The 20,633-nt window shown below is 60.6% G+C and carries 20 protein-coding genes and 1 tRNA gene; 17 read left to right on the top strand and 4 right to left on the bottom strand.

Features of this window, described 5'->3' with window-relative positions; genetic code table 11:
• Positions 1–73: 73 nt before the first annotated feature.
• From ESZ00_RS02555 to ESZ00_RS02510, 10 genes are all read left to right on the top strand, one after another.
• On the top strand, positions 74–1,270 hold the full coding sequence (locus ESZ00_RS02555) for an acyl-CoA dehydrogenase (protein WP_129206626.1): 1,197 nt from the start codon (positions 74–76) through the stop codon (positions 1,268–1,270).
• Positions 1,271–1,336: 66 nt separating this feature from the next.
• Entirely contained in the window at positions 1,337–3,808 is a 2,472-nt protein-coding gene (locus ESZ00_RS02550) for an ABC transporter permease (RefSeq protein ID WP_164981312.1), read from the top strand.
• A gap of 31 nt (positions 3,809–3,839) precedes the next feature.
• Positions 3,840–4,844, top strand: coding sequence for a methylmalonyl Co-A mutase-associated GTPase MeaB (meaB, locus tag ESZ00_RS02545; RefSeq protein WP_129206624.1), 1,005 nt, complete (start codon positions 3,840–3,842; stop codon positions 4,842–4,844).
• 38 nt (positions 4,845–4,882) lie between these two features.
• The gene (gene mce / locus ESZ00_RS02540; protein WP_129206623.1) at positions 4,883–5,347 is read left to right on the top strand and encodes a methylmalonyl-CoA epimerase; all 465 of its coding nucleotides are present in this window, start codon (positions 4,883–4,885) and stop codon (positions 5,345–5,347) included.
• On the top strand, positions 5,331–5,990 hold the full coding sequence (gene tsaB, locus ESZ00_RS02535) for a tRNA (adenosine(37)-N6)-threonylcarbamoyltransferase complex dimerization subunit type 1 TsaB (protein ID WP_164981311.1): 660 nt from the start codon (positions 5,331–5,333) through the stop codon (positions 5,988–5,990). Before mce ends, tsaB begins: the two co-directional genes overlap by 17 nt.
• A gap of 10 nt (positions 5,991–6,000) precedes the next feature.
• On the top strand, positions 6,001–6,492 hold the full coding sequence (rimI, locus tag ESZ00_RS02530; protein ID WP_204520144.1) for a ribosomal protein S18-alanine N-acetyltransferase: 492 nt from the start codon (positions 6,001–6,003) through the stop codon (positions 6,490–6,492).
• A 62-nt stretch (positions 6,493–6,554) separates the two neighbouring features.
• Positions 6,555–6,773 carry a DUF465 domain-containing protein gene (locus ESZ00_RS02525; protein ID WP_129206621.1) on the top strand — a complete coding sequence of 73 codons (219 nt, stop codon included), beginning with the start codon at positions 6,555–6,557 and terminating at the stop codon, positions 6,771–6,773.
• A gap of 249 nt (positions 6,774–7,022) precedes the next feature.
• Positions 7,023–7,691 (top strand): phosphatidylserine decarboxylase family protein, encoded by a 669-nt coding sequence (locus ESZ00_RS02520; protein ID WP_129206620.1) that lies wholly within the window; start codon positions 7,023–7,025, stop codon positions 7,689–7,691.
• 35 nt (positions 7,692–7,726) lie between these two features.
• Positions 7,727–8,554 carry a CDP-diacylglycerol--serine O-phosphatidyltransferase gene (gene pssA / locus ESZ00_RS02515; protein WP_129207880.1) on the top strand — a complete coding sequence of 276 codons (828 nt, stop codon included), beginning with the start codon at positions 7,727–7,729 and terminating at the stop codon, positions 8,552–8,554.
• Positions 8,551–9,606 carry an Asd/ArgC dimerization domain-containing protein gene (locus ESZ00_RS02510; protein ID WP_129206619.1) on the top strand — a complete coding sequence of 352 codons (1,056 nt, stop codon included), beginning with the start codon at positions 8,551–8,553 and terminating at the stop codon, positions 9,604–9,606. Before pssA ends, ESZ00_RS02510 begins: the two co-directional genes overlap by 4 nt.
• 82 nt (positions 9,607–9,688) lie before the next feature.
• Here ESZ00_RS02510 and ESZ00_RS02505 read toward each other — a convergent pair whose 3' ends face one another.
• The gene (locus ESZ00_RS02505) at positions 9,689–10,900 is read right to left on the bottom strand and encodes an aldose 1-epimerase (protein WP_129206618.1); all 1,212 of its coding nucleotides are present in this window, start codon (positions 10,898–10,900) and stop codon (positions 9,689–9,691) included.
• Positions 10,901–11,073: 173 nt separating this feature from the next.
• Here ESZ00_RS02505 and ESZ00_RS02500 point away from each other — a divergent pair, with 173 nt between their 5' ends.
• From ESZ00_RS02500 to ESZ00_RS02490, 3 genes are all read left to right on the top strand, one after another.
• The gene (locus ESZ00_RS02500; RefSeq protein WP_129206617.1) at positions 11,074–11,796 is read left to right on the top strand and encodes a uracil-DNA glycosylase; all 723 of its coding nucleotides are present in this window, start codon (positions 11,074–11,076) and stop codon (positions 11,794–11,796) included.
• A gap of 94 nt (positions 11,797–11,890) precedes the next feature.
• Positions 11,891–12,040 (top strand): DUF3309 domain-containing protein, encoded by a 150-nt coding sequence (locus ESZ00_RS02495; RefSeq protein WP_129206616.1) that lies wholly within the window; start codon positions 11,891–11,893, stop codon positions 12,038–12,040.
• A 193-nt stretch (positions 12,041–12,233) separates the two neighbouring features.
• Positions 12,234–14,192: a glycosyltransferase family 39 protein gene (locus tag ESZ00_RS02490; RefSeq protein WP_229741080.1), complete on the top strand. Its 1,959-nt coding sequence runs from the start codon at positions 12,234–12,236 to the stop codon at positions 14,190–14,192.
• A 41-nt stretch (positions 14,193–14,233) separates the two neighbouring features.
• Here ESZ00_RS02490 and ESZ00_RS02485 read toward each other — a convergent pair whose 3' ends face one another.
• The gene (locus ESZ00_RS02485) at positions 14,234–15,160 is read right to left on the bottom strand and encodes a LysR family transcriptional regulator (RefSeq protein WP_129206614.1); all 927 of its coding nucleotides are present in this window, start codon (positions 15,158–15,160) and stop codon (positions 14,234–14,236) included.
• A 242-nt stretch (positions 15,161–15,402) separates the two neighbouring features.
• On the opposite strand from ESZ00_RS02485, the gene ESZ00_RS02480 reads away from it, so the two are divergent.
• Complete coding sequence (locus ESZ00_RS02480; RefSeq protein WP_129207879.1) at positions 15,403–16,143, top strand: SDR family NAD(P)-dependent oxidoreductase; 741 nt, start codon at positions 15,403–15,405, stop codon at positions 16,141–16,143.
• Between the two features lie 100 nt (positions 16,144–16,243).
• Positions 16,244–17,020, top strand: coding sequence for an SDR family NAD(P)-dependent oxidoreductase (locus ESZ00_RS02475; RefSeq protein WP_229740905.1), 777 nt, complete (start codon positions 16,244–16,246; stop codon positions 17,018–17,020).
• A gap of 25 nt (positions 17,021–17,045) precedes the next feature.
• Here ESZ00_RS02475 and ESZ00_RS02470 read toward each other — a convergent pair.
• Positions 17,046–17,120 (bottom strand) — tRNA-Gly (locus tag ESZ00_RS02470).
• A gap of 737 nt (positions 17,121–17,857) precedes the next feature.
• Here ESZ00_RS02470 and ESZ00_RS02465 point away from each other — a divergent pair.
• The gene (locus ESZ00_RS02465) at positions 17,858–19,003 is read left to right on the top strand and encodes an acyltransferase family protein (RefSeq protein ID WP_164981310.1); all 1,146 of its coding nucleotides are present in this window, start codon (positions 17,858–17,860) and stop codon (positions 19,001–19,003) included.
• Between the two features lie 233 nt (positions 19,004–19,236).
• Here ESZ00_RS02465 and ESZ00_RS02460 read toward each other — a convergent pair whose 3' ends face one another.
• Positions 19,237–19,545 carry a hypothetical protein gene (locus ESZ00_RS02460; protein WP_129206612.1) on the bottom strand — a complete coding sequence of 103 codons (309 nt, stop codon included), beginning with the start codon at positions 19,543–19,545 and terminating at the stop codon, positions 19,237–19,239.
• Positions 19,546–19,783: 238 nt separating this feature from the next.
• Between ESZ00_RS02460 and hemQ the strand changes: the two genes are divergently transcribed.
• Positions 19,784–20,620 carry a hydrogen peroxide-dependent heme synthase gene (gene hemQ / locus ESZ00_RS02455; protein WP_129206611.1) on the top strand — a complete coding sequence of 279 codons (837 nt, stop codon included), beginning with the start codon at positions 19,784–19,786 and terminating at the stop codon, positions 20,618–20,620.
• The last annotated feature ends 13 nt before the right edge of the window (positions 20,621–20,633 follow it).

Genomic DNA, 20,633 nt, shown 5'->3' with positions numbered 1-20,633 from the left:
CTGAATGCGGGGTGCGCTCGCCAGCCGAGGCGTGAAGCTGGTAGGATCGTCCGTTTTCTCGAATGGAGGATGCATGGGGTCGATAGCAGAAGCGCAGACAGAGGTGAACACCTATCCGTTCACGCTGACGGAGGAGCAGGAGCAGCTGCGGGAGGCGATTCGCAAGTTCGCTGCGAAGGAGATTGCGCCGAATGTTGCCCGGTGGGACGAGGCAAGCGAGTTCCCAACGGATGTAGTGCGGCAACTGGGCGAGATGGGGCTGCTCGGAATCATTTTTCCGGCGGAATACGGAGGCAGCGGCCTCGGGTACGTGGAGTATGTGCTGGCGATCGAGGAACTGTCGGCGGTAGACGGTTCGATCGGGATCATCGTCGCAGCTCATACCTCGCTGTGTTCGAACCATATTTTCCTTGCCGGGAATGAAGAGCAGAGGCGGAAGTACATTCCGAAGCTGGCCAGCGGCGAGTGGCTGGGCTCCTGGGCGCTGACCGAGCCGGGCTCGGGCTCCGACGCCTCGGCTGCGCGGACGACGGCGACGAAGGTGGACGGCGGCTGGCGGCTGAATGGCACGAAGACCTTCATCACCAACGGCGGCCATGCGGACGTGGTGGTGGTGATCGCGGTGACGGATCGCGAGAAGGGCACGCATGGGCTCTCGGCCTTCGTGGTCGAGCGGGGTACACCGGGCTTTCGTGCCGGGAAGAAGGAGAACAAGCTCGGTCTGCGGGCGAGTGACACTTCGGAACTGATCTTCGAGGACTGCGTGGTGCCGGAGGAGAACCTGGTCGGCAAGCTGGGTGAGGGTTTCATCGACGCGATGCGTATTCTCGACGGTGGGAGAATCTCGATTGCGGCGCTGTCCTTAGGGATCGCGCGCGGTGCCCTCGATGCCTCGCTGCACTATGTGAAGGAGCGGCGGCAGTTCGGCAAGGCGATCGCGGAGTTTCAGGGCATCCAGTGGAAGCTGGCGGATATGGCGACGGAGCTTGACGCGGCGCGGCTGCTGACTCAGAGGGCCGGAGTGCTGAAGGATGCGGGCAGGAAGGTAACCCGAGAGTCGAGCATGGCGAAGCTGTACGCGAGCGAGGTTGCGGTGCGCATCTGCGACGAGGCAGTGCAGTTGCACGGCGGTTACGGCTTCCTCAAGGATTTCCCGGCCGAGAAGTTTTATCGCGATGTGAAGCTCTGCACTATCGGCGAAGGGACCAGCGAAATCCAGCGCATGGTGATTGCGCGGGAGATATTGAAGGTGTCACCTTCGCGCGGGTGAGCGCTCTCGCATTGCGGCGCGTCTGAGAGATGAATCGGCGGTGACTCTTGTGGCATGGGAGCTGCGATGAGCGGGTTTCTCCGGGATCTTCGGATCGTATTGCGTCAACTGGGCCGCGCGCCTCTCTTTGCTCTTGCGGCGGTTATCACGCTGGGTCTGGGCATCGGAGCGAACACGGCGATCTTCAGCACGCTCGATGCGCTGTTGCTGCGCATGCTGCCGGTGCGCGATGCGGGTCACGTGTATACCGTCACGCTGGAGCACGGCGGGACGCAGCCTCCGAATACCTCGGGCACCGGCTTTGGCAATACCTCGTTTGCTTTCCCGGTCTTTGAGCGTCTTCGCGAGCGGACCGACGTCTTCGATGCACTGATTGCGCATGTGCCACTGGGTGGAGGTAAGGTGGCGGTGCGCGTGGGCGATACGCCTGATGAGCGCGCGGGCGAAGAGGTGAGCGGCAATTATTTTTCCGGCCTGGGCGCTCCGATGGAGTCGGGCCGCGGATTGACGGACGACGAGGAGCGCACGCACGCGCAGGTCGCCGTGATCAGCGACCGCTTCTGGCAGGAAGCCTTTGGCGGTGCACCGGACGTGATCGGTAGAACGCTGTTTGTCAAAGGCGTGCCGCTGACTGTCGTAGGCGTAACCGCGCCTGCGTTTCATGGTGTGAGCTATCTGGGCGGCGTGGATTTCTGGATTCCTCTGCAGACGAGGCCAGAACTGGCGGCGTGGGGTGACACGAAGGAGTCGCTCTATGGTTCGCCGAAGTGGTGGGCGGTGCCGATGGTGGCGCGTTTGCGTGCGGGCATGACGCCGGTTGCGGCTGTTCATGCGCTGCAAGCGAGCTTCTGGCAGGCATCGGAAGAGAGCGCAGGTAAGCTGGATCGCGCGAAGTGGCCAGCCACGCTTGGTTTTACTGCAGTGCGCGGCGTACTGGGCGCGGAGGGCCGGTATGGGCCGGCGCTGCGGATTATGATGACGCTGGTCGCGCTGGTGCTGCTGATCGCATGCACGAATGTGGCGCTGCTGATTACAGCCCGCAATCACGCCCGGAGGCGCGAGTTTGCGGTGCGGCTGGCGCTGGGCGCGAATTCGCAACAGTTACTGCGACAATTTCTGATCGAAAGCGTGCTGCTGGTAGGAGCCGGGTCGCTGCTGGGGTGGGCTCTGGCCATGATGGTCACGCACGCTCTGGCGGTATGGGCACACATTGAGACCGGGCTCGCACCGGATAGCGCCGTGCTGGGTGTGACGCTGCTTGTGGCCACCGTAACAGCGCTGGTCTTTGGACTGGTGCCGCTGCGCGGCATGCTGCGGCTGGACCTCGACGACGAGTTGAAGGCCGGACGGCAGATGAGCGGCGTGAGCCGCGCGCAGACCTTTGCCGGCAACGCGGCGATGGCGGTGCAGGTTGCGCTGTGCTTTACGCTGCTGACGGCATCGGCGCTGGCGGTGCGCAGCCTGCTGCACTTTGAAGAGCGGGACCTGGGCATGGATGCGCAGCGGGTGCTGGTCTTCGATGTGACGCCGCAGCAGGTGACGACGGATACACAGGCCCTGGGTTTCTATACGCGGCTCATGCAGCGGCTGGAGGGGGTGCCGGGTGTAGAGTCCGCCTCGCTGGTGCGCTTTCGTCCTGGATCGTCGTGGCTGATGAGCGGTGGTATCCATCTGGATGGGGTGCTGCTGCATGAGGCTTCAGGCGCGAAGGCGGGTATTTCCGCGAACGACGTAGGCCCGGGCTATTTCAGCACGATGGGCATCGGTCTCTTGCAAGGACGCAGCATCGAGGAAGGCGACCGTGACGGCGCGCCGCTGGTGGCCGTGGTCAACGAAGAGTTTGCACAGCGCTATCTGAAAAATGGCGCACTCGGGCATCGGATCGATCAGGATCCGGGCTACCTCATCGTTGGCGTAGTGAAGGACAGTAAGTACAAGAACGTCACAGAGAATACGCGGCCCACCGTGTACTACTCCCTGGCGCAGCGCGGGATGATGGGGCAGGTGACGGTGGCGGTGCGCGCCGGTGGCAACCCCATGGCGTTGCTGCCGGATGTCAGCCGGGCAGTGCGGGAGATCGATCCTTCGATACCGCTGCAGAAGCCGATGACGGAGGAGACGCAGTTTGCCGAGTCGTATCTTGTGCCGCGGCTCTTTTCACGACTGGCTGTGGGTTTTGGCCTGCTGGCGGCGGTGTTAGTGGCGACGGGGCTCTATGGCACGCTGGCCTATCGCGTGCAGCGGCGGCGTGCGGAGATCGGCGTGCGCATGGCGCTCGGCGCGGAGCGAGGCCGCATCGTGGTGATGGTGCTGGGTGAGAGTTTGCGCATGGCGGGTGGAGGGCTTCTATTGGGAGCTCCACTGTGCGTGATGATTGCGCATCTGTTGCGCTCGCAGCTTTATCAGCTGGACCCGCTCGATCCTTTCAGCCTCAGCGTGGCGCTGTGCCTGACCGTGCTGGTGGCAGTCCTCGCGGCTCTGGTTCCGGCGCGCCGGGCGGCGTCTCTGGACCCGATGGAGGCACTGCGCGTCGAGTGAGGCGGCCCCGCAGCGGTATGATCGTCGGCGGATGAGAGACGACGAGGAACAGGCAGCTCGGAGGCTGGCGGAGCGGGTTCTGGAAGGGGATACGCGCGCGCTGGCGCGCGCGATTTCGCTGGTCGAGAATGATGCGGCGGGAGCGCGGATGCTGCTCTCCGCCTGTTTTGCCTCCAGTTCTGCTTCTGGCCGTCAGAGTCTTCGTGTGGGGATTACGGGTGCTCCAGGCGCGGGAAAGAGCACGCTGGTCGATGGGCTGGCGCGGGCGTGGCGTGAGGCCGGTGCGCGGGTGGGGGTGCTGGCGGTCGATCCCACCAGTCCTTTCACGGGCGGTGCGGTGCTGGGCGACCGGATACGCATGTCAGGAGCGGGTTCGACTTCTGAAACAGCGCTGGCCGGTGGCATCTTCTTTCGCAGCATGGCGACGCGTGGCGCGCTTGGGGGACTGGCACGCGCTGCTGCGGATGCGGCACTGCTGATGGAGGCCGGTGGCCGGGAGGTGGTACTGATCGAGACTGTCGGTGTGGGGCAGGACGAGGTCGATGTTGCGCGGCTGGCGGATGTGACCGTGGTGGTGCTGGTGCCGGGGATGGGCGATGACGTGCAGAGCCTGAAGGCCGGGCTTATGGAGATTGCCGACCTATTCGTGATTAACAAAGCGGACCACGAGGGCGCAGACCGGCTCGAAGGGGAGATTCGCAGCGTGCAATCGTTGCCAGGCAGCAGGCACATTGCTGTCCCGATATTGCGGACGGTAGCGACGGAGGGCACTGGTGTAACGGAACTGCGAGCTGCGATCGAGAGTCTGCGGAATCAGACCATGCAACGTGGGCGGATTGCGGAACGTCGCGCCGCCTTCTGGCGTTTGCGATTTGAAGGGATGCTGCTCGCAGCGTTGCGTGCGCGGCTGGCGTCGCAGGGGCTCGATGACGCGGCACTGGCCCGCCATGCGGAGAGGATTGCGGCAGGCGCGGAAGATCCGTATCGATTGACGGAGGAGCTGGTGCGGCGGGCGCTTGGCCCTGACGTCGGGTGATGATCCGCTTTGCGCCAACCTGCGAGAATGGAGGAGTGATGAGTGGATTGCAGAGCCTGGAAACACGCATCGATCACCTGGGCATTGCGGTAATCAGTCTCGAAGCTGCCTGTGGGCTCTATGAGTCGCTCGGGCTGCGTGTGGAGCACGAGGAGACGGTGGCGCAGGAGCGGGTGCGGGTGGCGATGATTCCGACCGCGACGGGGCGGATCGAGCTGCTGGAGCCGACCGAAGAAGATTCGCCAGTTGGACGATTCCTGAAAAAGCGCGGTGAAGGTTTGCATCATGTGGCGCTGCAGGTAGAGGACATTGAGGCAGCGCTGGCCGCGCTCAAAACACGCGGCGCAAGGCTGGTCTCGGACCGTGTGCAGCGTGGCGCGGGCGGTCACCTGTATTTCTTCGTGCATCCGGAGAGCGCGGGCGGTGTGCTGCTCGAAATCTGCCAGGATTCAAAACAGAATGGGAAGTGGAAGGAGGAGACGGTTCATGCTGTTGGGGATTGACAGCTGCGGTGGCGTGGGGTCGGTAGCGTTGGCTGCCTGGGAGGGGGGCGAAGCGCGGCTGCTGCAAATGCGTGAACTGGCGGGGAAGACGTTTGCCTCTGATCTGATCCCGGTGGTGCGGGAGTTGCTGGCTGAGCAGGGCGCCGTTGTGGGGGATGTGCAGGCGATTGTGGTGGTGCGCGGGCCAGGGAGCTTTACCGGGGAGCGCATTGGGCTGAGTACGGCGAAGGGGCTGGCTGAGGCGTTGGATGTGCCGGTGGTGGCGTTATCGCGGCTGGCATTGCTGGCGCGAAAAGGTGGGACGGCGGCAGCCGCGCTCGATGCGGGACGGCGGGAGATGTATTGGGGTGATTTTTCTGGCCCTGGCAGGCAGGAGGAGGCTGAACGCCTGCTGGCGGTGAGCGATGCCCCGGCTGCCGGGCAGGTTGCGGTCTGCGAGGATGCGCTGGCTGAGCTGCCGGGAGCGGTGCGGGTAACGGCTCCGACGGCATGGGATGCGATCGAGGCATCGCTCGCCCGCTTGCAGGCGGACGATTATGAGGACGTGGCCTCGCTCGACGCGAACTACGTGCGGCGGTCGGATGCCGAGCTGTTCGGAAAGCCGGTGCGGGCAGGGTTGGAGCATCCTCCGGCCGGAGCCTGATTGCCTGCGCATGAGCGAACGGATAACAATGACGCTGCGTGCCTTACGGATAGAAGACTTGAGGGCGGCGATGGCGCTTGCCGCGGAGGCGCCGGAGGCTCCGCACTGGAGTGTGCCGGTGTGGCACAGGGTGCTGGAGCGCTCGGAAACGATTGTCCTGGGAGCTTTTGTCGCGCATGCACTGGCCGGGTTTGCCGTGGCGTCCGTAACCCTGGATACGGTGGAGCTGGAAGCGATTGCTGTGGCAGAAAAGCATCGGCGGCAGGGGCTGGGGGCGGCGCTCTTCGAGGCGGTGCTGGAGGCGGCGCGGGCGCGTGGCGCAGTGCGGCTGGAGCTCGAAGTGCGGGCGGGGAATGCGGCAGCCATCGGGCTATACCGGCGGGCTGGGCTGGCGGATGAGGGCGTGCGGCGGGCGTACTATCGCGATCCGGAAGAGGATGCATTACTGATGGGCAGAAATCTTGCTCATGTCTCGGACAAGAGCGAAAAAACTCCGGATTAACCGTTGCCGACAGACCTCCTCAGTGCTAGGTTGTACGTCTGAAAGAGAAGGAGGTATCTTCCATGGAGCTGGAAGCGAATCGCTTGCCGGAGAGTGAGGAGATCCTGAAACTCGAGCAGGAACATCGTCACTACTCCGAGCAGCTTGAAGCACTCACCCAGAAGTCCTACCTTTCCGAAGAAGAGCAACTTGAGGAAACTCGCCTGAAGAAGCTCAAACTGCGAGCCAAAGACGCCCTGACTGCCCGACGAAACGGTCACTCCCACGCCTACGCTGTCTAGATCTGCTGGATCGAAAGACCGCAGATCCGCTGTCCTGTCTGCAGAGGCAGGCAGAGAAGATTTTCTGTGCCTGTAAGCACCTGATTGTGCAGGTTCGGGCTGGACAGTCCTCTTTGCCTGCTGAGGCGAGCGGGTGTTTTGTGTCTTCACGAAGAACCCTGCCTGGTAGCTACAGGTGGGAACTCCGGCACTGAAGAGGCGATGAACCTATAATGAACGGGAGGTTCTGCGCCTTTTTTCTGACAACCCATGGTTCGTGACGGATATTTTTACGGAATCGCGCTGTTTGCGGTGGCCGTGCTGCTTTATGTGCTGACGCACAGTCTGCTGTTGCCGGTAGTTCCGGTGCTGCTTGCCTTTTTCTTTCTCTGGTTCTTCCGCGATCCGGAGCGGACGATTCCGCAGGAACCGGGACTGGTGGTTTCACCGGCGGACGGCAAGGTAACCTCGGTACTGCGCGTGACTACGCCGGAAGGCGAGTCGCTGAAGATGAGCATCTTCCTGAACGTGTTTAATGTGCACGTGAATCGCTCGCCGGTGACCGGAGTGCTGGAAGACGTTCGTTATCAAAAGGGTCTGTATCTGAACGCGATGAACCCGGAATCCGCGGAGAAGAACGAGCAGAACATGGCCGTGGTGCGCGCGGATGAGGGCTACACCGTGGCCTTCAAGCAGATTGCCGGCCTGCTGGCGCGACGGATTGTCTTCCATCCGGCGGTGGGAGCGCGGTTAAAGCGCGGCGAGCGCGTGGGGCTGATCAAGTTCGGTTCGCGCGTGGATGTCATCCTGCCCGGCAATGCCGAGATCCTGGTCAAGGTAGGGGACCACGTGAGTGGCGGTTCGACCGTGCTGGCGCGGATGCCACAGCGCAATCCCAAGGCCGAGCAGGACGAGCAGCTGGTGGAGTCGCTGGCTTGAAGCCTGTGGCGAAGGCAGGCCGTCGCCGCCGCGGGATGTACATCCTGCCGTCGATGTTTACGGCGGGCAATATCGCCGCCGGATATTACGCCATCATGCAGAGCCTGCAGGGCTCGGTGCGTGAGCCGCATCACTTCGACTACGCGGCGTTGGCCATCGGTTTTGCGATCCCGTTCGACGCGCTCGATGGGCGCATCGCACGCATGACGAATACGACCAGCGATTTCGGCAAAGAGCTGGATTCGCTGGCCGACGTGATCACTTTCGGCGTGGCGCCGAGCATCCTGGCCTTCAGCTGGGGTGTTCACATGCTGCCGGCGGCTCTTGATCCGGCGCTTCGGGAGAAGCTGGTTCAGATCGGCGGCTTCCTCTGCTTCGTCTTCCTGCTGTGTGGGGCGAGCCGTCTGGCGCGCTTCAACATCAGTCACGATCCGGTGCCGAAGAATCCGGGACGGCCGGGACGGAAGTATTTTGTTGGCATGCCGATTCCGGCAGCGGCAGGCGTGGTGGCTGCGGTGGTGCATGCCTTCGCAGGGCGTCCGGTCTTCAATCAGTGGATTGCCGTGGTATGGCTGGCACTGGTGGGGCTGCTCGGGTTCCTGATGGTGAGCACCTGGCGCTTCTGGAGCGGTAAGGAGATTAATCTTTCCAGCCGCCATCCTTTCCAGCTCATCATCCTGATCGGGCTGGTGATCTACCTGCTCGTCTTCTTCTCGCGGATCGTGTTGCCGATCATGGCCCTGATCTATATGTTCTCGGGTATCGTGGCACGGATCGCCTATTCGAGGCAGCGTCACCGGAAGACCGCGCAAGCGGAGACGCTGAGCTCCTCCTCTACCTCTTCCACGGGAACCCCCGCATGACAGAGAGATACAGAATTGCAATTGTTGGAGCCGCCTCGCTGCGCGGCAAGGAATTGAACGAAGCGCTGTCGGAGTCTTCTTTCGGCGCCGCAGAGTTTTCGCTGATGGATGATGAGGCGCAGCTGGGACAGCTGGAGTCGGTGGGGGATGAGGTTACGTTCATCCAGCGGATCGAACCGGATGCCTTCACGCGTGAGGACTTCGTCTTCTTCGCCGGCGAGGAAGAGACGACACGCAACCATTGGAAGCAGGCGCTGACGAGCGGCGCGAGCATTCTGGATTTGACCTATGTGCTTGAGAAGGAGCCGGGTGTGCTGGTTCGCTCTCCGTGGGTGCGCGAGGCGCTGGGTGAGGCTGCCAGCGAGTCGCTTCCCGGCGAGCCTGACTTGACCACACCGGCGATTGTGCCGGCGCATCCGGTAGCGGTGGCGCTGGCGCTGATCTTTGCACGGCTTACGGATGTGGCCACGGTGAAGTCGGCTTCGGCAACGGTGCTTGAGCCAGCATCCGAATACGGGCGCGCGGCCATGGACGAGCTGCACCAGCAGACGGTGGGCCTATTGAGCTTCCAAAGCCTGCCTAAGCAGTCTTACGATGCGCAGGCCGCATTCAATCTGCTTCCGGTGCTGGGCGAAGCGGCGAAGATCAACCTGGGTGAGAGTGAGGCGCGCATCCGGCGTCACTATGCGCTGCTTGCCGGGCATGTTCTGCCGAAGGTGGCCATTCAGCTGCTGCATGCGCCGGTCTTCCACGGACATAGCTTTTCGCTGGCCCTGGAGCTGGAGCAGGCGGTGCCGGTCGAGCATCTTGAAGCGGCGCTGGGCTCCGAGCATATGGATGTGGTGCTGGGCGACACTGAGCCGCCGAGCAATCTGAGCAGCGCGGGGCAGGGCGATGTGATGGTGCGGGTGCGTCCGGCTGAGGGCGGCGATCAGGCCACGACGCGGTTCTGGATCTGGGCGGCGCTCGATAATCTCAAGTTCGGTTCGCTGAATGCCGTAGCGTGTGCGCAGGATCTGCGCCGGCTGCGTCCCAAGGGGAAGGTGCAGTAAGGCCTTCAGGAAAGGTAAAAGGCAGCGGTCCTAAGATAAATTCAGGGCCGCTGCCTTTTGTATCTGTAACCGTTACAGATGTTTACTTCGACTCGGGCACGAAGAGCTTGAGCCGGACATGCCAGGTCGTGGAAGCGCCGGGCTTGAGAGTGGCCATGCCGGTATCCATGCCCTTCCATTCCTTGCCCCACGGGTCGCCGAAGTTGTACTGCTCTTCGATGGCGGCGAATTCCTTGGTCGGCGGCGCATAGACCTGGACGGTCTTGATCTCGGGCGAGAGGCCGAGGACGTCGATGCCGTACTTGGCCGCCGGGTCGATGAGCTTCACATCGACGGCGCCGTCGGTGCGCTGGAGCTTCGACCAATTGTCGTCGAGGAAGATGTCGTTGAGCGGCTTGCCGTCAGGAGTGGTGAAGTCATACTTCGTGCCCTTGACGGGGATCAGCTTGCCGGTGGGGAAGACGTCGTCGTAGTTGTTGACCTCGGCGGTCTGCTCGCCGGGTACGTGCAGGCGGGCCTGGGTGCGGTCACCGCTCGGGATGTTGAAGTAGGGGTGCCATCCGATGGCAATCGGCTCGGGCTGGTCGCCGACGTTCTTCGCGGTGATGGTGGCGTCGACGGCGTCGCCGGTGAGGGCGATGGTGAAGTTGAGATCGGTCTTCGAGAGCCAGTGGCCGCCGAAGTCGCCGGCGTGGATGGTGCCGGTGATGGTCTGGCCATCGGGAGTGTCCACGGTCTTCACGTCATCGGTCTTCACGTTCATGATGAGGCCGTGCATCGCATGGGGCTCGGCGCCGGGGTTCTTGCCCTTCCAGTTGGCGGGCAGTGTGAGCGTCTTGCCCTGCCAGGCTGTGGTGATAGTCGAGCCATCGGCGGAGAGCTTGCCGCGGATGCGGTTCGGATAGGGGACCAGGAAGGCTCCGCCAAAGGAGAAGCTGGCGTTGCCGTCGAGGTCGGCCGGAGTGGTGCCGAACTTTGCGTTCGCATCCGCCAGCGAGGGCGAGGCGAAGACTTCAATGGTGCCCTTGCCGGGGACATTGGCTGTGATCTGGAAGAGATTCATGCCTCGACCGGGCAGGATGGTCGCGGTGAGGAACTCGGGCTTCGCGCCGTTCGAGGTAGGCGCGCGATGCAACGTGACCACATCTTCGCCGTTGATCTGTTGCGGAGCCGCGGCAGGCGCCGGCTGCGGCGTGGAAGCAGACTCTGTGGGCGCAGGAGCGGACTTGCATCCGCCAAGAGTGAACAGGGCTGCGGCCGCGATAGGAAGAATGTGCTGCGGGCGAAGAGACATGCGGATCGAACCTCGACAGGGTGTTGGTGAAGGTACTGCGTGGCGATTGCAGGCAGGCGCGGGGAAACGTTTTATTGCGCGTAGCCAGATAGAAATCGAAAGCGACCTCATTCTACGACGAATGAGGGAGAGTTGGCCGGTTTGCTTACGCGTGTGATTCTAGAATCACAGCGATGGCAAATAAAAGCACCGGCAAATGCGTGGAAGCGGGCGCAGCACTCGACGTGTTGAATGCGAAGGTCGTGGCATGTACGCGCTGCCCGCGGCTGCGCACCTATGATCTGGAGATCGCAGCGAAGAAGCGGAGGGCGTATCTCGACCAGGAGTACTGGGGGCTGCCCGTGCCTTCCTTCGGTGATCCGTGCGCGCGGGTGCTGATCGTGGGCCTTGCGCCGGGCGCGCATGGATCGAATCGCACCGGAAGGCCGTTCACGGGAGATGGCTCGGGGGACTTTCTTTACCCGGTGTTGTATGAGGCAGGATTCGCTTCGCAGCCCAAGGCAACGGGGCGCGATGACGGCATGAAGCTGCGCGGGCTATGGATCACTTCCGTCGGGCGCTGCGCGCCGCCCGATAACAAGCCGCTTCCACAGGAGCTTGCCCATTGCGCGCCGTATCTCGATGAAGAAATGGCTGCACTGTCGCGCATGCGCGTGATCGTATGCCTGGGCAAGATCGGTTTTGACGGCGTGGTGCAGCACCTGCAGCGCACCGGCGAGATTGCGCGGCGTGGAGAACTGAAGTTCGGCCATGGCGTGGAGTACAAACTTCCCAGCGGACGTTTCCTGATGGCCAGCTATCACCCTTCGTTGCAGAACACGAATACGGGCAAGCTGACGGCGCCGATGTTCCTGGCTATCTTCCGCCGGGCGAGAGAGTTAGCGGGACTGAGCTGATTTCTGTGCAAATCGGTGTTTTTGCCGCGGGCATCTTGTTGCGGCAAGTGCCGCATCCTTGAAGCAGAGCATAAAAAGAACGGAGGGTGGCACGATGACGATTCTGCTTGTGATCCTGATTCTGTTATTGATCGGCGCATTTCCGTCCTGGCCTTACAGCCGCGGCTGGGGCTACTACCCAAGCAGCGGGCTGGGACTGATCGTGCTGATACTGGTGATCCTGCTGCTGTTGCACGTGGTGTAGCACACACGCATCCAGAGAGAGCCCATGGGCCTGTCGTTCGTGGGCTCTTCTCGTAGAAGTTTTTTGGCCAGACCTGCAGATAAAAGAGAATAAGCGCCAGCCTTGCCGCTCCTGCTCTAAGATGTTGCGCATGCAGATCGGGCGCGCGTTGCAGGGTAAAAATAGCTCTACTCAAACGTTTCTCTTTGCTTTGGTGCCGTTGCTCCTGCTGCTTCTTGCAGCGCAGCTGATTGGAGTCGCGCGGCTGTACTCTGCCAACTGGGATGAGGCGCATCATTTGTATGACGGCTATCTGAGCCTGACGCGGGGTGACTACCGGCTCAACGCAGAGGTGCCTCCGCTGGTGAAGATGACGGCGGCTTTGCCGCTGCTGCATCTGCATCCGGTGTTGCCGGGCAGTGAGGGCAGCGCGCACACCGACAATGCATTTCTCGGCGGCCGCACGTTTGTTTTCAGCAATGGCGGAGACCGGCTGTTGTTTCCAGCCCGCATGGCATGCATGTTCTTCAGTCTGCTGACTGCGCTTGTGCTCTATGCCTTTGGACGCCACGTTTTCGGAGAGCTGGCTGCGGTCTGTGCATTGTTTCTGTTTGTCTTCGATCCCAATGTTCTCGCTCATGGCGCGTTGATCTCAACGGACATGGGCAGTGCATGTTTTATCCTCGCCACGATCTATGCGTTCTATCGCTACCGCGAGAAGCCAGGATGGCAATGGCTCTTGCTCGCAGGACTGATGTCCGGTTTCGCGATGGCAGCGAAGTTTACCGGCATCTTTATCGCTCCCATGCTGGTGCTGATCGCCGTGATCGAGGCTCTTCGCGAGCGAAGCCTGCCTGTTTTTGGAAAGCTCATGGCGAGCTGTGCAGGTATTCTGCTGTGTGCGTGGGGAGTAATCTGGGCCTTCTACCGTTTTCGCTATGCTCCGGCTCCAATGGGGCTTGAGTTTTCTCCTCCGCTCGCTCCCTATCTCGCATCGCTGCCGCATCCATCCGATGGAACGATGCTTGCCCTGGTCGCGCGCTTTCACCTGCTGCCCGAGGCGTACCTCTGGGGGCTGGCGAATACCAAGCACACGGAGTGGGAGTACACCGCCTATTTTCTCGGCCGGGTTTATCGGCACGGTCCGTGGGAGTATTTCCCTCTGGCCTTTCTCATCAAGTCCACGCTGCCGTTGCTGACGTTGTTGCTGCTTGCTTTGATGGCGTGGCGTGATGCCGCACGCAGATACAGTCAGGCGCTTGTCTTTTTGCTGGTGCCGGTGTGCGTGTATTTTGCGGTGATCACCACTTCGCACTTCGACATCGGCGCAAGGCACATGATGCCGATGTATCCCTTCCTCTACCTCATTGCAGGAGCTGCTGCGGCCATGCTGTTGCGGCGCGGGCATGGATGGGCAGTACTTGCTGCCGTGCTGCTGGTGTGGCAGGTAGTAACCGTGATGCGCGTGGCTCCCGCGTATATGGCTTATGGCAATGAAGCGTGGGGTGGCCCGCTTGCCGTACGGCGCTATCTGAGCGATTCGAATGTCGACTGGGGGCAGCAGCTCAAAACCGTAAAGCAATACCTCGACCGGAATCACATCACGAACTGCTGGTTTGCCTATTTCCCGGATGGCGCAGTGCAGCCGCAGGATTATGGAGTCGAGTGCAAGCGGCTGCCGACGCCGAGCGCGCTCTGGTGGCTCAGCCTGCCGATGGAGGTGCCTCCGAAGATCGATGGCACGGTGTTGATCAGTGAGAGCGATCTCGATGGCGTGGAGTCGGGCGATGGTGCGCTCAATCCTTACGATGCATTCCGCACGCTCCACCCTGTGGCAATCCTGCAGGATGGCGTATACGTCTACCGAGGCAGCTTTGCCGTACCGCTCGCTTCAGCGTGGGTGGATGTTCATCACGCGGATCTGCTCGCGCATAGCGGGCAGCCTGGAGAGGCCCTGCGGCTTGCCCGGCAGGCTGAAGCCCTGGCCCCGGATTCTCCGCGCGTGCAGCTCGAGCTGGCCGATGTGCTGGCCATGCAGCAGCAATGGCAGAAGGCTTCGCATCACTACCAGCTTGCGCAGCAGGAGCTCGCGAAACAGCGGCCGGATCTGCAGGGAGAAGAGCTTGGGTCCGCAATCGAAGCCGGGCTGAAGGCTGCTGCTGCGCATCCGTGATTGCGATTGCAGGGAGTTGTCCGGCGCATGCTTTGTGCAGGTCAGCTTGCTGCGATAAGCTCGGCGGGGCTTGGATTGAATTGTGTGCAGAGCGCGAAGGTCTCTTCGAGGTAGTCCATGAGTGCGCGGACGCGCGCGGGAGCGCGGCGGCCGGCAGGACGCAGGGCAGAGATGGGCACGGTGCGCTCGTAGCTGCTCAGCAGGCGCAGGACGGTGCCTTCGCGCAGCTCTGCGGCAAAGAGCCACGCCGGTGCCTGCGCAATGCCGAGGTGCTCGAGGACGCCCATACGCAGCTGCTCGAAGTCCGCAGTGCGGAAAACTCCGGAGGGGAGAAAGCGCTGCTGTGTGGCGTCAGTACCGAATTCCCATGGCTGTATGGCTCCGCCTTCGACGCGGGGGATCGCGGGCAGGGAGCGGAGGTCTTCCATCGTTTTAGGCAGTCTGTGACGCATGACAAATTGCGGTGTGGCGACGAGGACGATCCGGGTCTGCGCGAAGCGGCGGGCGACGAGATCGGAGTCGGGGAGATGGCCGGAATGGACAGCGAGATCGAAGCCGTCTTCGATGAGCGTGGACAGACCGTCTGAACAGCCGAACTCGAGGACGATTTCAGGATATCGCTCGAAAAAGGCCGCAAGCTTGGTGAGGAGGTGCAGGCGGGCAAAGGAGGCTTGCACAGAGACGCGGATGAGGCCGTGCGGCGCGGTCTGGCCGCGGCCGATGCGTGAGGTCGTGCTCTCGAATTCGTCGAGAATGCGCTGCGCGGTCTGGTAGAACTCGCGACCTGCTTCTGTAAGCGCGATGGAACGCGTATTGCGGTGAAGCAGCTCGGTGCCGAGCTCGGTTTCGAGCGCAGAAATTTGTTTGCTGACGGCAGGCTGACCGATACCGCGTTCGCGGGCGACCGAGGAAAAACTGCCGGAATCCACGACGCGAACGAAGATCTCCATGGCTGCAAACCGGTCCATCTGCTCTCTCCTTGCGGCCGGGGCGGTCCGCTCTCAATCTGTGGATATGCCTGAGGGCATTGTACCGATGAGGTAAAAACAAACCCCTGCCGTTGTTTTTATTCCAGATACGAATAAGTTGTATTCCCGCTATGGCATGATCGCCAGACCGAGAATTCCATCTGATCTCTAGCTGTGAGGTTCCAGCCAAGAGAGATGCGGCACTAAAACCTCGGCAATCACAAAGGGAAAGAGGAAAGATGATGGCAAAGCTCAAGGACAAGGTGGCGTTGGTGACGGGTGCTTCGCGCGGCATTGGCGCGGCGATTGCAAAACGGCTGGCCGCCGATGGCGCGGACGTGGTGATTACCTATGCCCGCGATGCCGCTGCTGCCGATTCCGTGGTGAAGGCGATTGAGGCTGCCGGGCGCAAGGCTCTGGCAATAAAAGCCGATGCGGCGGATGCGGCGGCGGTGATGGCCGCGGTCGAGCAGGCTGCGAAGGCCTTCGGGCACATTGACATCCTGGTCAACAACGCCGGAACGGCGATACCCAAACCGTTTGTGGAGACGACGCTCGAGGAGATCGACCAGGTCTTCGGCATCAACGTGCGGGGCGTGCTGGTGGCCACACAGACAGCGCTGAAGCATATGCCGGACGGTGGGCGGATCATCACCATCGGTTCTTGCGTGGGCGAGCGCGTATTGACGCCGGGACTCACCGCCTACTCGGCAACGAAAGGCGCGGTGAAGATGTTCACACAGGGGCTGGCGCGCGAGGTGGGTGCGCGCAAAATCACGGTGAATAATGTACAGCCGGGACCGATCGACACCGACCTGAATCCGGCAGCCGGCGACTGGGCTGAACCGCAGCTGGCCGTTACGGCATTGAAGCGCTATGGACACGTGGACGAGGTTGCGGCACTGGTGGCTTTTGTTGCCAGCCCCGAGTCCAGCTACATTACCGGCGCGAATCTGACCGTGGACGGCGGCACGAATGCATAATCCCCGTGCGTGATGCACGGAGTGTGACGCATAGAGCGGCTTCTCTGCGGAGACGGTAGAGAAGCCGTAAGCGCAGTACAAAGCGGTTTCGAGAAGAAAGGTGAATACTGTGGGCAATCTTGAGAAAAAAACGGCATTGGTGACAGGCGCTTCACGCGGGATTGGGCGGGCGACGGCGCTGGCTCTGGCGGCAGAGGGTGCGCGGGTGCTGGTTCACTATGGGCGCTCTGCGGAGGAGGCCGAAGCTGTTGTGGCGGCGATCCGTGGCAACGGTGGTGAGGCAGAGGCTCTGGGAGCGGATCTGGCGAGCGCGGATGGCGCGAAGTCGCTGGCTGAGCGGGTTCGCGCGATTGTGGGCGAACGCCTGGATGTGCTGGTGCTGAATGCCGGCGTGAGCAAAGCAGCTCGTCTCGAGGACTACACGACGGCGGATCTCGAGACTCTGTATGCAACAAACGTGCGCGGGCCATTCTTCCTGATGCAGCAGCTGGTGCCGCTGCTGGACGAGGGCTCGAGTGTGATCGTGGTGACCTCTGTTGTGGCGCGGACGGTCATAGGGAAGCCTGTGGTTGAGAATCCGTCGATCATGGCCTATGCCTCGACCAAGGGCGCGCTGGAGACGCTGGTAAAAAACTGGGCGGCGATGTTGGGCCCGCGCGGCGTGCGTGTGAACTCGGTTGCGCCGGGAATCATCGATACGGATATGTCGAACTTTACGAAGACCGAGGCTGGACGGGAAACGGCTCTGTCTTTGCAGGCGCTGAAGCGGATCGGCAAGCCGGAGGATGTGGCCGACGTAGTCGCCTTCCTGGCCTCGGACAAGGCAAGGTGGATCACCGGCGCGAGCATTCCGGCGGATGGCGGATCCAAGCTGTAAGGGAGTCAGAAGACTGTGAAGCGATTGGAGCGGGAGACCGGGATCGAACCGGCGACATTCAGCTTGGGAAGCTGACGTTCTGCCACTGAACTACTCCCGCTCTTCGTTTTATATAAAATAGCTTAGGTGAATGCCCAAGATGCTTCTAAGGCACAAAAGGAAGCAGCAATACAGTTTCCGTATAGTTTACCGCGATTGGAGTGCGTGTAAAGCAATGGGAAATGTATAGCAACGCCGTATCCACAAAATACCATACTCAGTTGAAAGTTCGCATAAAGGTGTTTTCGTCACCAGTATCGCCCCGGATGCCATGCACTGTCTTGGGTTGCAGACTGTCTCCTGCGCGATGCTCTTCGGATGCCTCCGGATGGTTAGCGCTCGACGCTCATCTCGCCGTGCTCTGCGAGAAAAACACGCTTGCCATGTGAGTCGAGCACACGTTGAGCTAATTCTGAGACCGAGACATGCGAAACTTGGTCGACGTTCGCATACTCCATTCGGGAAGCAAACGGCTCACATATTCGCAAATGGATAAAGTTGGCTTGGCTGGTCGTAATCTGGAGCGGAGTCTGCGTATTGCTATATCCTTAACGGAAATTCTGGTTCGTTCACCGTAGTTCGACGCCGAGTTGTACACACGGCACAAAGCAATTCTCTTTGCTATCTGAGTGTTTACCTGTATTCGAATGACATGATTGAAATGCCATGAATACTGTACGATGCAGCTTGTCCAAGGGAACTAGGCGTATGATTGCCGGGAAGATAACCCTATAAGTTCTTAATATTATTAAGTTCTTAATGCTACAATCGCCGTACCCTAAAGATCAGAGGGCAATTATGGCAAGAGGGATTGTCGTACAGAACCAGGAAATTACTGCTCAAAGAAAGCGCATCCCATCGCTCGATGGTCTACGTGCGATTTCAATCATTTTGGTCATCTTTGATCATTTCTTCATGGGGCATGAGTCTGGAACGCATCGCTCGTTCGCTGTTAAGTTGCTCTATGCGACGCTCGGAAATGGAGAGTTTGGTGTAGAGGTATTCTTTGTAATCAGCGGATTCCTGATTACTTATCTTCTTCTCCGGGAACGAGAAAAAAACGGGTGCATTAGCCTCAAGGATTTCTATATTCGGAGATTCTTCCGGATTTTTCCTGCTTACTATACGCTGATTGCCGTGGTCGCGATCCTGTCAGCTCTAGGCATTTTTAACGCGACTAGGCGGGACCTGATTCACGCTGCCACTTACACCTGGATTTATAACTTCCATGATTGGAATTGGTATCTGGCGCATTCATGGTCACTTGGGGTAGAGGAGCAGTTTTATCTGTTTTGGCCGGCGGTGGTAGCGTTTATGAGTCTGCGTTACGCACGGCGGGTAGCCTTCGCAATGCTTCTACTGGTGCCCGCGGCACGTGCTTTATTCCCTATGCCGGGATCGCACCTGTTCCATCATATTTGTTATTTCTTGTTTGCTGGACGCTTTGATGTATTGATGTGTGGATGCCTTGCTGCTCTCTATTGGAGGTCGGAGAGGCTTCAGGGATGGTTACGGAGCCGCTATGCTGGTGCAATCTGTGTGCTGGCTCTGGTCATTGCATTCTGTGTCTCCTCCGCAAAGCCGTTCATCGCTGACGGTCTTGCTTTTCGCACCTGCAGGGATAGCATTGTCGGAATCGCAGTTATGGCTTTGCTGCTGTATGTCATATCAAATCCAAAATCGATCGCCGGAAAAGCTTTGAATTTCACCCCGCTTGCGTGGGTGGGTACTATCTCCTACAGCCTTTACTTGTGGCAGCAGCTGTTTCTCACGCCAGATTCGACTTTCCTCGTCCAGAGAGCCCCGTTCAATATACCGCTGGCATTTCTTGCTGCAGTATTGTCCTTTAATTTGATTGAGCGTCCCATGGTTCGACTCCGCGAACGTATGTTTGCTGAAGAGGCGAAGTCAGAAGCAACAGCACCGGAACCTCTTACAGTTTAGAAGTCCCGGTGCTCCGCTATCTCATGCTCGGTTGAAAGGAGTATGAGTTGCGGTGGTATTCAGCGTGATGTGTCCAGCCGGATTTCACGATGTTTCAGGCTAGCGAAGAGCTGGCATATCGCAGCGAACTCTGAGCTTAAATCGATGCAGGATGCGGTGGTAGTGAGGCGGGAGGCAAGTCGATGCATAGATCGATGCCAAGCGCTCAAGTGGCTCCGACCATCACGATGTGCCTAGGTAGAAGCCAGGAACATATCCACCAGTCTCTCGAACGAGCGTGCCTCGAGGCGTGCGACCTTTCTGCGGAAGTCCTGATTGAGGCTCTCCTGCGCGAACTTTCGGATCGCCCGGAATAACGCTGCATTGGCTCGATAGCTGATCAGCAGCGAATGCACCATTTGTTCCGCGAGGACGGGAAGAGGAATCTGCCCGATCGCATCCGTGGGGCTGATGCCATTTTCACTTGCGCTTGTTGGCATTGTCCTGAAGGCCAGCGTCGCGGCTACGTTTCTCAGCGCCGGATTGATCGTGCTCCTGGTCACGGCTCTGGCGGGATCGCATCGCACTGTCCGCATGCTGGATTAGCCTCTTGCGTCTTGAGGAGTATCGGGAAGTATGATGTCCTGGTTGACATATTTGCTTTTTATTCGCCTATACTGTTCTCATCTTGTAGGCGCAGACGCGCCGTATGTGGTTCCGGGTCGTCTGCAATGGGACGGAAGCGTGCCGGTATCATGAAGGGGAGCGCAGGCGCATGCCTGCGGCGAAGGAGGATGTACGTTGGCTGAGTTACCGCTGGTTCCGATAACCCTGGAAGGCTCGAGTGTGTTGCACCAGATGTTCCGTTTCGACTGGAGCGGCTGGCGGAAGCTGAGCGCGGGAGAGCGTGCCGAGATCGGCGCGGAATTCGCAGCGCTGCTGTCGAGCTGGGAGCAGGGTGCGAGTGAAGGGCATCCGAATCAGTCGGCGATCTTCTCGCAGCTGGGGCACAAAGGCGACCTGATGCTGATGCACTTCCGCGATTCGTTCGCGGATTTGAATCGGGCGGAGCTGGCGCTGGCGCAGACGCGGCTGTTTGCCTATCTGCAGCCGGCACATTCTTATCTTTCCGTGGTCGAGCTGGGGCTGTATGAGTCGTCGGCGAAGACCTATGCGGCGCTGGCCGAGCAGGGGTTTGAGCCGGGGACACCGGAGTGGGCTGCTCAGGTGAAAGAACAGGCGGCGCGGCAGGGCGGAGCGATGGCTCCCCGGCTGTTTCCGGCGATTCCGCCGGCGCAGTATGTGTGCTTTTATCCGATGGACCGCAAGCGCAGCGAGACGGTGAACTGGTACACGGAGTCAATGGACGATCGCCGGCGCATGATGCACGAGCACGGCATGATCGGGCGGCGTTATGCGGATGTAGTGCGGCAGATCATTACAGGCTCCATCGGTTTCGATGACTGGGAATGGGGCGTGGATCTTTTTGCCGATGATCCGGTGGTCTTCAAAAAGCTGATCTACGAGATGCGTTTCGATAAGGTGAGCGCGGAGTATGCGCTCTTCGGGCAGTTCTTTGTCGGCGTGCGGCTGCATGCGGCGAAGCTGGGTACGTGGCTCGAAGGGACGCTCGAGTAACGGAGTTCGGTAG

Source organism: Silvibacterium dinghuense (genome assembly GCF_004123295.1).
GTDB lineage: Bacteria > Acidobacteriota > Terriglobia > Terriglobales > Acidobacteriaceae > Silvibacterium > Silvibacterium dinghuense.
This window is presented reverse-complemented; position numbering and strand designations above follow the sequence as displayed.